The organism is Paenarthrobacter sp. GQ52 (genome assembly GCF_059759005.1).
Map to the genome: position 1 here is coordinate 159,005 of NZ_JCAXEJ010000003.1, position 13,996 is coordinate 173,000.

A 13,996-nucleotide genomic window follows, 5' to 3' on the forward strand; every position below is an offset into this window, starting at 1 on the left:
AATCAGGCGTCCACAGGCTTGATGGAGTGAATCCTGTCAAGGATGGAGTTTTTCAAGTTCTCCGGCGCGGACTCAGTGCATGATCGCTTGACCATGGTGCGAATGAGGCACTCAAGGTCATACTGCTCGGCGCACTCCTCGCAGGAGTCCAGGTGCTGCTTGATCTCAGTTAAGTCCTCGCGGGTCAACGCACCGTCGAGGTACTCGTAGATCCGCTGCATTCGCGTATCGTCGCAATCGCCCAATCCTTGGCAGTCGCTCATTTCTCTTTCTCCTGATTGTTGCTTCCGGCCGCGGCCTGATCTTCGGTTTGGGCCCTGAAGCCCCGTTCGGCGGCGTAATCCGCCAGCATGTCCCGCAGCATCTTCCTGCCGCGGTGCAACCGTGACATGACCGTGCCGATCGGGGTATTCATAATTTCTGAAATTTGCTTGTACGCATACCCCTCAACATCCGCGAAGTAGACGGCCAGCCGGAATTCCTCAGGGATCGACTGTAATGCGTTCTTCACGTCGGAATCAGGGAGGTGGTCAAGGGCCTCAGTCTCCGCGGACCTTAAACCAGCCGAAGTATGCGACTCTGCCTTGGCCAACTGCCAATCCTCAATCGTGTCCGAGTTGGACTGCAGCGGCTCACGCTGCCGCTTCCGATAAAGGTTGATGTACGTGTTGGTCAGGATGCGATACAACCAGGCCTTGAGGTTGGTCCCCGGCTTGTACTGGTGAAAAGCAGAAAACGCCTTGGTGTAAGCCTCTTGAACCAGGTCTTCAGCATCGGATGGGTTGCGTGCCATCCGCATGGCTGCCGAATACAGCTGGTCCACGTACTGCATGGCGTCGCGCTCAAAGCGCGCCCGCCGCTGTTCTGGAGTTTCCGTAGCAGGATCGACGTCGGTTACAGCCGCCGCGTCGTCCGCGCCGGTTGCCTGGTACATGGCCGCTGCGGCCGGTTCAGTGGTGCTCATCGTTGCCAAGTCTACTGTCAGCTGCCGGGATTCCGGCTGCATCCCATACGCAGGCTCCGGTAGAACCAACCGGTCCTTAACCAAAGTCAAAAAACCAACTCCGTTCAACAGGCGGCAAACACGATGCCGCAGTCCGGTCTCCACCGCACCTGAAGTTCACAACGGCTGCTGCTGGGTAAATATTCCGCAAAAGTGCAAGACTAGAGCAGACTGCACCCCTTGAACACAACACTTATCAAACTAATGTGGCAAGCCATCCAGGAGGCAAGACATGTCTGTTATCCGTTTTCTCGCACGTCCCATGCTCGCGTCGAGCTTCGTCGTCGCAGGGCTGGATAAGCTCAGGAACGCGGACGACACTGCGAAGCAACTCTCGCCAGTCCTTCGCCGTGCCTCGGAATCCCTTCCCTTCAAAACTGATGAAAAGACCTTGGCGCGCGTCATCGGCGGGGCACAACTGGGCGCCGGAGCCTTGCTCGGGCTCGGCAAGCTCTCCCGTTTTGCCGCCACGGTCCTGGCTGTGACGTCGGCTTTGAACTCCTACGTGGAGTGGCGGTCCGCCGATATCAGCACCAAAGAAGGCCGAAGTGCCCGCAAGGCCCAGCTGCTGAAGAACATTTCCCTCACGGGTGGTGTGCTTCTGGCCTCTGTTGATACCGCGGGCCAGCCGAGCATCGCCTGGAGGGCGGAGCACCTGGCCGCCGATGCCAAAAAGGTGACGGGCAAGCAGATCAAGCGTGCAGACAAAGCAGTTCGCAAGGCCGTTGACAACGCAGTTGGAGCATAAGGAAGCATGACCGGTACCACCGCCGCAAACACCGAATCAACCAAAGCCGCCACCATGCTGCCACTGTGGCCGGCCCCGTACGCCAAGGGGCCTGTGGACGCAACCGTGACGGTCCCTGGTTCAAAGTCGCTGACCAACCGGTTCCTGGTGTTGGCCGCACTGGCGGATGGTCCTTCACGGCTGCGGGCTCCCCTTCATTCCCGCGACTCTGCGCTCATGATCCAGGCCCTCCGGCAATTGGGGGCAAGGGTCACCGAGGTATCCGGGGACGGCGCCTTCGGACCGGACCTGGAAATTACTCCCATGGATCCCGCCGCAACAGGGGCTGAAACGGCAATTGACTGCGGGCTGGCCGGAACTGTCATGCGGTTCGTCCCCCCGTTGGCTGCGTTGCGTACGGGCGTCACAGTCTTCGACGGCGATCCCCACGCCCGCAACAGGCCCATGGGAACCATCATCGAAGCGTTGATCGCCCTCGGCGTGCCAGTGGCAGCAGACGGCGGCAGGACGCCGTCGTCCCTTCCCTTCGCCGTAGAGGGAACCGGCCAGGTCCGGGGCGGCCACCTTGTGATCGACGCCAGCGCCTCATCGCAGTTCGTTTCCGCGTTACTGCTGGTGGGTGCCCGCTTCGTTGATGGCCTGCATCTGGAACACGTGGGCAAGCCCGTCCCCAGCTTGGACCACATCACCATGACCGTGGAAGTCCTCCGCAGCGTCGGCGTCGTCGTGGACGATTCCGTGCCCAACCACTGGCGGGTCTCTCCGGGACCCATCCGCGCTTTTGACCAGCGGATCGAACAGGACCTCTCAAATGCAGGACCTTTCCTCGCCGCTGCGCTGGCCACACGCGGCACCGTCCGCATCCCCAATTGGCCGGCCGGGACCACACAAGTGGGCGACCAGTGGCGCACCATCCTGACCACCATGGGAGCAGAAGTAACTTTCGAAAACGGGACACTGACGGTGACCGGCGGGGCAGAAATCAAGGGTGCCGACTTCGACGAAACAAGCGAATTGGCACCCACTGTGGCCGCCCTGTGCGCATTGGCCAGCGGCCCCTCCCGGCTGACCGGTATTGCCCACCTCCGCGGACACGAAACGGACCGGCTCGCCGCGCTGGTTGCCGAAATCAACGGCCTCGGGGGCGACGCGGAAGAGACCGCCGATGGCCTGGTTATCCGCCCGTCGGCCCTTCACAGCGGCGTGGTCCACAGCTACGCAGACCACCGCATGGCCACTGCCGGGGCCATCCTGGGGCTCGCCGTCGAAGGCGTACAGGTTGAGGACATCGCCACGACATCGAAGACCATGCCGGATTTTCCAAAGATGTGGGAAGCAATGCTGCAGCCAACTGATGCCAACACCGATCTTGATGAGGCCAGCAACTAACCATGGGCCGTGACGCACGCTCCTGGGACGAATCCGACGTCCGGATCCGTCCCAGCAAAAAAGGATCCAGGCCACGCACCAAGGATCGCCCCAGCCACGATGACGCCGTAATAGGCAGGATCATCACCGTGGACCGCGGACGGTACAGGGCAATTGTTGGCGAAGATTCCGCCGACGAACGGATCGTTATCGCAGCCCGCGCCCGCGAACTGCGACGCAACCCCGTTGTCCCCGGCGACTTCGTCGCATTGGTGGGTGACGTCTCCGGGTCTCCCGATACCTTGGCGCGCCTGGTCCGGGTGGAAGAGCGGAAGACCCTCCTTCGCCGGAGTGCCGACGATACGGACCCCATCGAACGGGTGGTCGTGGCCAACGCCGATCAGCTCGTGGTGGTTGTTGCGGCGGCCAACCCGGAGCCACGCACCGGATTCATTGATCGCGCCTTGGTCGCAGCGTACGACGCCGGCATCGAGCCGTTGCTGCTCATCACCAAGGCGGATGTGAAGGACCCGGCGGAACTCCTGGCCAATTACCTGAGCTTGGATTTTCCCGTAATCATCAGCCGGACCGCTGACTCCGAGGCCGGCGGCATCGATGCCCGTTCCGATGACGGACTATCAGCCCGGCTGGACAAGGTCGCCGTATCCCAACTCCGCTCGCACTTGGGTGGAAAAGTCACCGTCATGCTCGGTCACTCCGGCGTTGGCAAATCCACCATGGTCAACGCGCTGACAGGCGCAGAGCGCGCCACTGGAGGCGTCAACGCGGTTACGGGCCGTGGCAGGCACACATCATCCTCGGCTTTGGCGTTGAAGCTGGACGATGCACCGTCCGGCAGCTGGATCATCGATACTCCCGGAATCCGCTCCTTCGGCTTGGCGCATGTGGATCCGGACCGGATACTGCACTCGTTCCCGGACCTTGAGCCCGGCACCGAGACCTGCGACCGCGGCTGCAAGCACGGTGCCACAGCCACCAATTGCGGGCTGGATGCATGGGTGAACGATGGCCATGCCGGGCCATCGGGAGTGGCCCGGTTGGCCTCCTTGCGCCGCTTGCTGGGTGCAGACCCAAGGCTCGAAGCGAAAGAGACCAAGGAACTGGGCACCGTCAACTGATTCGTTGTCTGCTTCACGTCCCCAATGCAGCGAACGATTCAGGATAGTTTGGTGGCATGACCCATCCCGTTTCCACCTACAACGATGACCTGCGCCTGGCCCACGTCCTCGCCGATTCAGTCGACGCCCAGACCATGGATCGCTTCAAGGCACTGGACCTGCAGATCGAAACCAAGCCCGACCTCACACCTGTCACTGACGCTGACAAGGCCGCAGAGGAAGCAATCCGCGGTCAACTGTCCCGCTCCCGTCCGCGGGACGCGGTCCTGGGCGAGGAGTTCGGCAGCAGCGGTCACGGTTCACGTCGCTGGATCATAGACCCCATCGACGGGACCAAGAACTTTGTCCGTGGTGTCCCGGTGTGGGCAACGTTGATCGCCCTCGTGGATGAGGGGGAACCTGTGGTGGGCGTAGTCAGTGCGCCTGCGCTGGGCAAGCGATGGTGGGCTGCGAAGGACATGGGCGCCTACATGGGCCGCTCCCTGGCCTCGGCAACGCGGCTCAAGGTGTCCAACGTTTCCCGCCTGGCTGACGCCTCCATGTCATATTCCAGCCTTTCGGGGTGGAAGGAACGCGGCAACCTGGATGAATTCCTGGGGCTGACGGAAGACATCTGGCGGACACGCGCCTATGGTGATTTCTGGTCGTATTGCCTCGTGGCCGAGGGGGCAGTGGATATCGCTTGCGAGCCTGAACTGAACCTCTACGACATGGCAGCACTCGTCCCGATCGTCACCGAGGCAGGCGGCCGTTTCACATCCTTGGAAGGCGAAGACGGTCCGTTTGGCGGTAACGCCCTGGCCACCAACTCGATCCTGCACTCCGAGGTCCTCAAGCGCCTCAACCCCGGATTGGACGACCTTCTCTAAACTTATCCACGCCTGGCCACCCAGCGGCAGGCGGAATTTTCGACGGCGGATGGCCCCCGCAGGGGGTCTCCGCCGTTTTTTATTCGGCGAAGAAGGGATTTCGCATTCGACGTAACAAAGGGCTTAACAAAAGGAAGCGGCTTTGGAAGCCTCCCCGGACGTGCCTTAGCCTTTTTTACAGGTCACGAGTGCCAGCGCTAAACCCCGGTTTGCTGGCCGGCAACCCTCCATTCGCGGTGGGGTGCCCCGGGTGACGACCCGGCCGGTCCGGAACGGATGCGGCAAGCGCGGATCCCCCTATGGGGGTCCCTCTTGAGTGAGGTTCCATGAGCACTGTCACGTTCAACTCCACCACCATTCCGTCCTTTGTTGAAGAATCCACAGCGGAGACGATAACCGCTCTGCGTCCGCTTGCCGCGGTCACTGGCGCTGAGCTTCAGGCTCCCCTGATTCAGGGTGGCCACGTCCGCTACGCAAACTTGGACTACGGCGCATCGGCCCCGGCCCTGACCATCGTTTCGGCCTACCTCAACGAGGTCCTGCCCTACTACGCCAGCGTTCACCGGGGCGCCGGGTACGCCTCCCAAATCAGCACGTCGGTGTACGAGAACTCGCGGAACATCGTCCGTGATTTCGTCGGCGGGCGTGCCGATGACTCAGTGATCTTCACACGGAACACCACTGACTCGTTGAACCTCCTGGCCGGATGCCTCCCGCAGGTGGATGGCCAATTTGCGGGCGAGGTCCTGTACTTGGACATCGAGCACCACGCCAACTTGCTTCCGTGGCAGGGAGTCCCCCACCGCAGCGTCGTCGCGGCACCAACCCTGGCCGAAACGGTGGACAAGCTCGAGGCCGAACTTGCCCAGGGCGGGGTCAGCCTGCTGGCTGTTACCGGCGCCTCGAACGTGACGGGGGAAATTCTTCCCATCGCCCGCCTTGCTTCGCTTGCCCACGAACACGGCGCAAGGATCGTGGTGGACGCTGCGCAGCTCGCACCTCATCGCCGGATCAACATCACCGAGGCGGACGTCGACTACATCGTCTTCTCCGGACACAAGCTTTATGCCCCCTTCGGCGCGGGTGTCGTGGTGGGTCGTCCGGACTGGCTCGACGCCGGCATACCGCACCTGGCCGGAGGCGGCGCGGTACGTGAAGCGCGCCTGGACTCAGTGAGCTGGGCCGCGGGCCCGGCGCGCCACGAGGGCGGCTCCCCCAACGTGCTGGGCGCCGCGACACTTGCCCGCGCCACCCAAGTCCTCGCAGGGCTCGATCAGGACGCGTGGCATGCCCACGAGTCCGCCATCCGCTCGTACCTGGTGCAGGGCCTGGAGGCCATCGATGGCGTGACCGTCCACAAGATCTTCGCTGACTCCCTGGACACCATCGGTGTGGTCAACTTCTCCGTAGAAGGATTCGACGCCGGGCTGGTTGCGGCTTACCTGGCGGCCGAGCACGGGGTTGGCCTCCGTGATGGCCGGTTCTGCGCCCACCCGCTCCTCAAACGCCTCGGGCTCCCCTCCGGATCCCTGCGCGCCAGCTTCGGCGTCGGCTCCCGGTTGGAGGACGCCACCAGGCTGCTCGCAGGCATCGAAGGACTCAAGCGCGACGGACTGGGATGGGACTACGTGGTGGACGAGGGCCGTTGGGTTCCTGCAAATGACCATCGCAGCTACCCCGAATGGGCCCCGAACACTCCCGGCACTGCGGGCGCAGCTCCCTGCACTGTTGACTAGGAACACTGCGGACCAGGAACACTGCGGTAAATTCATAGGGTACTTTTAGCGACCCTGTGAAGGAGCTTTCGTGGCCCTGCGTTCACCGGCTGCCTCCAGCGGACAGCCACGTACTCCCGGACCAGCCGGGCCGCGTGGTCCAAGGCTGCATGCTTCCCGCCGGCATGAACTCGGTCAGAGCTTCCAGGACGGCGGCGAACACTATGACCGCGTGCGACCCGGCTACCCCGCCGATTCCGTGGACTGGCTGGTTCCTCCGGGGGCAAGGTCAGCGGCGGACCTCGGAGCCGGCACAGGAAAGTTCACGGCACTCCTCGTAGAACGCGGCTTGGCGGTTACCGCGGTCGATCCTTCCACGGACATGTTGGAGCAATTGCGAAAAGCCTACCCCCACGTCAGTGCGCTGGAGGGAACGGCCGAGGCAACTGGACTGACGGACTCAGCATTCGACGTCGTCAGCGTTGCCCAGGCCTGGCACTGGTGCGAGCCCCTCGCAGCGAGCACGGAGATCGCCCGGATCCTGCGGCCTCATGGGATCTTGGGACTGATCTGGAATCAACTGGACACTTCAATCCCGTGGGTTCACCGCCTTTCACGCATCATGCATGCAGGCGATGTCCACAAGCCCGGATTCCGGCCAGTCATCGGCCCGGAGTTTGAAGGTTTGGAAAGTCATCTGACCCGGTGGGAGGATGCCCTGACGCCGGAGGACATCATGGAACTGACCAAGTCGCGCAGCTACTACCTCCGCGCCAACGACGCCACCCGTGCGAAGGTCATGGGCAACCTGGAGTGGTACCTCTACGACCACCTCGGCCATGTCCCTGGTGAAACCATCGGGTTGCCCTACATGACGCAGACCTGGCGGGCAGTCAAGGTTCAAGGTACAACGCCACGGTAGGCTTGGGGTGTGAAGACCAGTACGCCCTCATCCTCGATCGAGGACTACGTCAAGGTCATCTACTCCTACACGGAGTGGCAGGACAAACCAATTACGTCGTCCCAACTTGCCCAGCGCCTGGGAGTGGCTAACTCCTCGGTGTCTGAGATGGTGCGCAAGCTCAAGGACCAAGGCCTGGTCGATCACCAGCCTTACAGCGCCATCAGGCTGACCACTCAGGGAATGCGGCTCGCGCTGTCCATGGTGCGCCGGCACCGGCTGATTGAGACGTACTTGGTGGATGAACTCGGCTACAGCTGGGACGAGGTCCACGACGAAGCCGAAATGTTGGAACACGCTGTGTCCGATACGTTCATTGAGCGGATGTCGGCCAAGCTTGGACATCCTGTCCGGGACCCACATGGAGACCCGATTCCCTCGGCAGATGGTTCGGTCGACTTGCCGCACGCTTACCGAATGATTGAACTGGATCAGGGCCACTCAGGCAGGATCACGCGAATCAGCGATGAGAATCCGGACCTCTTGCGATACCTTGCCTCTGAAGAGATTTCCTTGGACGCGCCCGTTGAAGTGGTGGGCCGCAAACCCTTCGGCGGAGCTTTGGTGGTGCGCATCGGCAGCGGCGCAAAAGGCCGCGAGTTCGACCTCGCGGACGAGGTCACTTCAGCTCTCTGGGTTCAAAGCGCGGAGACGCACGAAGGCTGCATCCTTCCAGCCCGGTAAGCCCGATCCTGACAAGCCCAGGCCCCATTGAGCCCAGGCGCGCCTTAGGTCAGCTTGGCTGCCCGCTCGCACCGCCGTCGTCGGACGCGGTATGAGGTTCGCTGACGGCGGCCGCCGGAGCTTCCTGCACAGGATTCCGGATTCCGACGGCGGAGGCCAGCGCCCCGAACAGGAACAGGCCCGCGGTCACCAGCAAAGCGTTGTACAGTCCGTCCCGGGTGAAGGCCGGCCCCACAATCACCCCAGCGAAGGCGATGGAGATCAGACCCGCAATACGGGCAACCGCGTTGTTCACGGCTGAACCGATCCCGGCCTCCTCCGAGGGAACAGCGCCTAGAATGGCAGCCGTGAGGGGCGCAACCAACGTCGCCAGGCCAAGGCCAAAGACAATCTGCCCCGGCAACACCTGCGTCCAGTAGTTGAGCGGCTCTTGGACAGTCAATGACATCAGGAAGCCCGCACCGCACAGTAGAGGGCCTACCGTCATGAACCATCTGGGGCCGTATTTTCCGGCGAGACCACCAAAGTAGGACGCACCCAGCATCAGGATGACTGTGCCGGGAAGCAGCGCCAGGCCCGCCACGGTGGCGCCCATGCCGCCTACCTGCTGCAGGTAAATGCCCAACACGAAGAAACCCAGGGAGATCGCGGCATAGATGGCCAGAGTGGCGAGATTACCCCAGGCAAAATTTCGGATACTGAAGAGTCGCAACGGCAACATGGGCTCAGCAGTCCGGGCCTCGTGGATGAGGAACAGCACCATCGCAACCACACCCACCACCAGTGGGACCCATACCTGGGCGCTCCCCCACCCCATCCTCCCCTGTTCGATGAAGGCATACACTGGCCCGCCCAAGCCAACCATGGCCAGGAAAGCTCCCAGGTAGTCGATGCTTTTGCTCTTGTCCCTCGCCGCATCCGACGACCGCAGGCTTGCAAGCATCGGCCAGATGGCAACAGCAGGGATGACATTGATGAAAAAGATCACCCGCCATGAGAGCAGGTCGACAGCGATGCCGCCGATCAGCGGACCCACAATAGCCGCAGCGCTCGTCCAACCCGACCACTGCCCGATGGCTTTTGACTGCGCCGGGCCGGTGAACGACGAGATGATCATGGCGAGCGAACTCGGAACAAGGAGGGCGCCGGCTATCCCTTGCAGTGCCCGGGAGACTACCAACACTTCGCCCGTCCACGCGAGCCCGCACATCACCGAGGTCACGGCAAAACCGGCCAGCCCCCATTCAAGAATTCTTGCCCTGCCGAAATGGTCAGATAGTGAACCGGCAACCAGGATCAAGGCCCCCAGTGAGAGCAGGTAAGCGTCCACCACCCACTGTTGGATGACCAGGCCGCCACCCAGTTCCCTTCCAATGGCTGGCAACGCGAGATTCACCACAAATCCATCGAGGATAGCGATGAACGACGCCACAATTGCCACCACCAGCACGCGTTTCTGGAGAGGTGTGCTCGGCGGAAGGACCGCAGCGTCAGTCATGTGCACAGCCTACGCCCGGGAAGTCCCGTATCGTTGAATAGTGATTAGCAGACGTGATGCCGCATTGGCCCTTGATATTTCGATGGAAATGGCCCAACGCCACGGCATTCCGTCCCGCCTCTCCGAGGCCGAACTCCGGGACATCCAGGACAATCCCCCGGCGTGGTTGGTTCAGTCCAGGGCCAACCGCACCGGCAAGCGACCCGTCTGGGTACACCTGACGTGTGCTGTCTGCGGATACACCGAGGCCGTTCGCCCCAAGAAATGGTGGCCGGACTTTTCGTTCGTCTTCTGTGGCACCCACCGGAACAGCGAACTTCCCGAACTGTTCCTCGGCGATGTCCGCAGCGAATATGAAGGCGTGGGAAGCCGTTTCATCGGCGTTGTCGACGTTCGCGAGGGCTAGGCCAGCTGGCTCATTTCGGATGGGAGGGCAGTCAGCTTCACTACTGTGCCTTCCCGGAGCACCGTCAGCGGGAACGGCTGGCCGATAGCCTCGGCAAACAGCAATTTCTGCAAACTTTCGGCGCTGGACACCGCACGATCCTGCGCACGCAGCACCACATCCCCCGCTTGGAGCCCGGACAATTCCGCCGGCGAGCCCGGAATGACCTCCACTACTCGCAGGCCTTCTTTCTGGCCGGTCCGAACCACCGAACTTGCATCCAGTGGTATCGGAGTGCTCACCAGGCCAAGATAAGCGCGGCGCACGCGGCCGTCCCTCAGCAGCGCGGCGATGATGCGCTGGGTTGTGGTGTTTATGGGTACTGCCAGCCCCAGCCCGAGACCCGCTACGGCGGTGTTGATGCCCACGATGCGTCCCCGCGTATCCGCCAGTGCACCCCCGGAGTTCCCTGGGTTGAGCGCAGCATCGGTTTGAATGACGTCCTCAATCACCCGCCTGTGTTCGCCCGCTCGTACGGGGATGGAACGCCCCAACCCGCTCACCACGCCAGCAGTTACCGAACCGGCCAAACCGAGCGGGTTCCCCACAGCAATCACCAGCTGGCCCACCCGTAAGGTGTCAGCGTTGCCCAGCAAAGCCGGAGGCGGGGTTGACTTCACTCCACGGACCACGGCCAGGTCGGAGAGGGGGTCTGCGCCCACCAGCTCCACATCAGTTTGCTTGCCATCCGCGAAAACGGCCCGTCCGGACTGGATGCCTGCCACCACGTGGGCGTTGGTCAGCATGTATCCGTCGCCGGTGAAGACCACAGCTGAACCGCTTCCTCCGCGGACCCGCCCGCGGCGGTCTGTACTCGTCATTTCGATTGCAGCAACGTGGGGCGTCACCGACTCGGCAACCCGTATGACGATCTGTGAGTACGCGTCCAAGGCTCCGTCGTCGTCTGACGCCTTTTCTTCGAAAGCCTGGTTTGTCGTCATCTCGTGCCTCCTGCCAAGGTCCCCCGCGCTTCACCGCTAACCTTCGGCGACGCGTCTACCCTGTACAACTGCCATGCAGTTGCCGGTAGTCCGGAACTTGCTACGCCGTGGGTGAACGATGGCGCGTGGCAAAAAGAAAACCCCCGGATCACGAGGATCCGAGGGCTTTCCGGGGTGGAGATGGGGGGAATTGAACCCCCGTCCGATGTCGTTTTGTCAGGGCTTCTCCGGGCGCAGTTCGCGTCGGATTTTCTCGGCCCCAGCCATCCTGCGAACAGGTGGCTGATCCGGGCCCAGTCATCTAAGAGTCCCGTTTACCTCAATGACAAAGGCAAACAGCAGTGGCTATCTAAATGACGCCAGGAACCGGGGCGATAGCAACCCCGGGCTGACGGACTGTCTTACTGCTTAGGCAGCGAGAGCGAAGTCAGTGCGCTTAGATTCGGCACTTATTGGTTTGCAGACAGCGTTTACGAGATAATTCTGCATCCTCGGCCCGCTTCACCTGTCGCGACTAACATCGTCGAAACCGATCATCCCCGTATTTTGTTACCAAACCCGGCAAGAGTCTTTGAACTCCCGTCGGACTACCTATCATAACGCATCCATCCGGCGAATCATTCCCGAAGACACGCTGCCTAGCGTCGGTTGCGTTCCCGCAACTCACGCAGCGACTCACGCTTGTCCTGCTGCTCACGGAGTGTCTGGCGCTTGTCGTAATCCTTCTTGCCTCGGGCGATAGCAATTTCCACCTTGGCCCGGCCGTCCAGGAAGTAGAGCTGGAGCGGCACAACGGTAAAGCCGGACTCGCGAATTTTCTGCGAGATCTTGTCCAGTTCATCGCGGTGCAGCAGGAGCTTACGACGCCGGCGTGCAGCATGGTTGGTCCAGCTCCCTTGGTGATACTCAGGGATGTGGATGCCCTCCATCCACAGTTCGTCGTTGTAGAAGGTGCAGAAGCCATCAACCATGGAGGCATGACCTTCACGGAGGGACTTCACCTCTGTTCCCATGAGGGCAATGCCTGCCTCATAGGTGTCCAGGACATGGTAGTTATGCCGGGCCTTCCGATTGGTGGCCACTACCTTACGGCCACTTTCCTTGGGCACGGTAGAACTCCTTGTTTAGATGCGGATTTCAACTAGTGTACGCCAGCGCGGCATAGCCTCTGCGCGCTATCGGCACGCTAGAGGAGAGTCATGGGGTCCACTGCGGCACTGTTGAGCCAGGTTTCGAAGTGCGCGTGGCAACCTGTCGAGTTACCCGTGCTGCCCGAGTATGCGATGAGTTGCCCCGCCGATACTTGCTGGCCGTTTGCTACGACAATGCTGCTGTTGTGGTAATAGATGGTGGTCAGCGAGTTGCCTTGCACCACACCATGGGACAGTTTTACCCGCCATCCGCCGCCGTCGGCCGAGTTCCAGCCCGAGTTGAAGACCTCGCCCGCCGCCGCTGCGTAGACGGGCGTGCCACATGCCGCACCGAAGTCGATGCCGGTGTGCATGTAACCACCGGTGCCATAGAAATCAATGGTGCCTGGTGGCGTTGCACGCCAGCCAAATCCGGAGGTGATGGGGACAGCACTTGCGAAGGGGTGCCGAAGGCCGAACGCCGACGGCGAACCAGCTGGCGGAGGAGAATACGGCGGTTCCGGAGGTGCAGGCCTACCTTGCGCTGCTGCTGCAGCAGCAGCCGCGGCCGCAGCCTCTTCGGCAATCCGGCGCTGTTCCGCTTCCCATGCTTCCCTCAGCTTCCGGTCACGCTCCACGATCTCGGCGGCCACCGTATTTTGTTCGGCCTTCACCCGGGCAAGATTGGCTTCGATGCCCGGCTTGGCGGCCTGCAGTTGCCCGTTGAGGCGGGTGGTGTCTTCAATGAGCTTGTCGACTTCGGCTTTCTTGCTCGCCGCTTCGTCCCTCGCCGACTTTTCCCGGTCAAGTGCGGCGTCCGCCTTGGCCTTCAGGTCCTGGATTTCTTCCTCGACAGCAACAAGCCTCGCTTGGGAGTTCACGTTGGTGGCGTTCTGCTGGGTGAGTTTGGTCATCGCCGCGTTTTGGCTGCGCATGGCCTGGTCAGCCAAATCCATGGACTCGGTCAAGCTTCCGGATTCACTGGAGCCGAACAAAAGTGCAATGTTAGTGGGAACTCCACCGGACTTGTAGGCCTGCGAGGCGATCTGTCCGATCAGCTTCTTGGTGTCAGTGATCTTCTGCTTATCGCTCTCCAGCTGCTCCGTAATTTTGGCCTTGTTCTGCTGGGCGAGCTCAACCCTGGCAGCAAGTGCCTCGACTTCCTTGACCGCACTCGCCACCCGACCCTGCGCTTCAAGCAGAGCCTGCTGGGCGCCAGGAAGCCGCCCCTGGTAGATCACCAGGTCACCGGCAGCCTTTGCGATGTTTGAGTCAACAAACTCGAGCGAAGCCTGGACCCGGGCCGCTTCTGCTTCCAGCGCAGCCTGCTGGTCCTCAAGGCTGTCTGCCTGGGCTGATGGAGCACCTGAAAGGAGACTGACAGCCAGGCCAACAGCAAGAACCGCCCCCAGAAACCGAGCATGGCCCGACGCAAGGCGCCTGCGCAGGGGGTTCGGGTCCAACGTGGTCATCAGGATTCCTTTTCGCTTGTCAG

At 61.9% G+C, this 13,996-nt stretch carries 14 protein-coding genes, 1 other RNA gene and 1 riboswitch; of the genes, 8 read left to right on the top strand and 7 right to left on the bottom strand.

All coding sequences use genetic code 11. The features are described 5' to 3' along the window. Positions 1-2 precede the first annotated feature (2 nt). Together rsrA and AC6CH8_RS06250 are read right to left on the bottom strand one after the other, a co-directional pair. A complete protein-coding gene (gene rsrA, locus AC6CH8_RS06245) occupies positions 3-263 on the bottom strand; it encodes a mycothiol system anti-sigma-R factor (RefSeq protein ID WP_017198486.1) in 261 nt (86 codons plus the stop codon). Further along, positions 260-1,054 carry a sigma-70 family RNA polymerase sigma factor gene (locus AC6CH8_RS06250; protein WP_091469589.1) on the bottom strand — a complete coding sequence of 265 codons (795 nt, stop codon included), beginning with the start codon at positions 1,052-1,054 and terminating at the stop codon, positions 260-262. The genes rsrA and AC6CH8_RS06250 overlap by 4 nt, the downstream gene beginning before the upstream one ends. A 181-nt stretch (positions 1,055-1,235) precedes the next feature. Between AC6CH8_RS06250 and AC6CH8_RS06255 the strand changes: the two genes are divergently transcribed. The 7 genes from AC6CH8_RS06255 to AC6CH8_RS06285 all read left to right on the top strand — a co-directional run bounded on the left by AC6CH8_RS06255 (position 1,236) and on the right by AC6CH8_RS06285 (position 8,487). Beyond that, entirely contained in the window at positions 1,236-1,751 is a 516-nt protein-coding gene (locus tag AC6CH8_RS06255; RefSeq protein ID WP_178996843.1) for a DoxX family membrane protein, read from the top strand. A gap of 6 nt (positions 1,752-1,757) precedes the next feature. Continuing rightward, a complete protein-coding gene (gene aroA / locus AC6CH8_RS06260) occupies positions 1,758-3,140 on the top strand; it encodes a 3-phosphoshikimate 1-carboxyvinyltransferase (protein ID WP_498189415.1) in 1,383 nt (460 codons plus the stop codon). Positions 3,141-3,142: 2 nt separating this feature from the next. Then, complete coding sequence (gene rsgA / locus AC6CH8_RS06265) at positions 3,143-4,258, top strand: ribosome small subunit-dependent GTPase A (protein WP_178996844.1); 1,116 nt, start codon at positions 3,143-3,145, stop codon at positions 4,256-4,258. A 56-nt stretch (positions 4,259-4,314) separates the two neighbouring features. Continuing rightward, a complete protein-coding gene (hisN, locus tag AC6CH8_RS06270; RefSeq protein WP_091468486.1) occupies positions 4,315-5,127 on the top strand; it encodes a histidinol-phosphatase in 813 nt (270 codons plus the stop codon). Between the two features lie 180 nt (positions 5,128-5,307). Beyond that, positions 5,308-5,421: riboswitch (SAM riboswitch) on the top strand. A gap of 32 nt (positions 5,422-5,453) precedes the next feature. Next, a complete protein-coding gene (locus tag AC6CH8_RS06275) occupies positions 5,454-6,863 on the top strand; it encodes an aminotransferase class V-fold PLP-dependent enzyme (RefSeq protein ID WP_420178436.1) in 1,410 nt (469 codons plus the stop codon). Between the two features lie 76 nt (positions 6,864-6,939). After that, entirely contained in the window at positions 6,940-7,764 is an 825-nt protein-coding gene (locus AC6CH8_RS06280) for a class I SAM-dependent methyltransferase (RefSeq protein WP_420181176.1), read from the top strand. A 9-nt stretch (positions 7,765-7,773) separates the two neighbouring features. After that, the gene (locus AC6CH8_RS06285) at positions 7,774-8,487 is read left to right on the top strand and encodes a metal-dependent transcriptional regulator (RefSeq protein ID WP_420178437.1); all 714 of its coding nucleotides are present in this window, start codon (positions 7,774-7,776) and stop codon (positions 8,485-8,487) included. 49 nt (positions 8,488-8,536) lie between these two features. Here AC6CH8_RS06285 and AC6CH8_RS06290 read toward each other — a convergent pair whose 3' ends face one another. Continuing rightward, positions 8,537-9,991 carry a DHA2 family efflux MFS transporter permease subunit gene (locus AC6CH8_RS06290; RefSeq protein ID WP_498189418.1) on the bottom strand — a complete coding sequence of 485 codons (1,455 nt, stop codon included), beginning with the start codon at positions 9,989-9,991 and terminating at the stop codon, positions 8,537-8,539. Positions 9,992-10,067: 76 nt separating this feature from the next. Here AC6CH8_RS06290 and AC6CH8_RS06295 point away from each other — a divergent pair, with 76 nt between their 5' ends. Continuing rightward, positions 10,068-10,391 (top strand): hypothetical protein, encoded by a 324-nt coding sequence (locus AC6CH8_RS06295; RefSeq protein ID WP_178997629.1) that lies wholly within the window; start codon positions 10,068-10,070, stop codon positions 10,389-10,391. Here the strand turns inward: AC6CH8_RS06295 and AC6CH8_RS06300 are convergent. From AC6CH8_RS06300 to AC6CH8_RS06315, 4 genes are all read right to left on the bottom strand, one after another. Continuing rightward, complete coding sequence (locus tag AC6CH8_RS06300) at positions 10,388-11,371, bottom strand: S1C family serine protease (RefSeq protein WP_498189420.1); 984 nt, start codon at positions 11,369-11,371, stop codon at positions 10,388-10,390. The two genes, AC6CH8_RS06295 and AC6CH8_RS06300, sit on opposite strands and share 4 nt — an antisense overlap. A 172-nt stretch (positions 11,372-11,543) precedes the next feature. Beyond that, positions 11,544-11,912: a transfer-messenger RNA gene (gene ssrA / locus AC6CH8_RS06305) on the bottom strand. Between the two features lie 97 nt (positions 11,913-12,009). Then, positions 12,010-12,480 carry an SsrA-binding protein SmpB gene (gene smpB / locus AC6CH8_RS06310; RefSeq protein WP_017198498.1) on the bottom strand — a complete coding sequence of 157 codons (471 nt, stop codon included), beginning with the start codon at positions 12,478-12,480 and terminating at the stop codon, positions 12,010-12,012. Positions 12,481-12,557: 77 nt separating this feature from the next. After that, positions 12,558-13,973, bottom strand: a complete 1,416-nt coding sequence (locus tag AC6CH8_RS06315; protein WP_091468498.1) for a M23 family metallopeptidase — start codon at positions 13,971-13,973, stop codon at positions 12,558-12,560. Between the last annotated feature and the right edge of the window lie 23 nt (positions 13,974-13,996).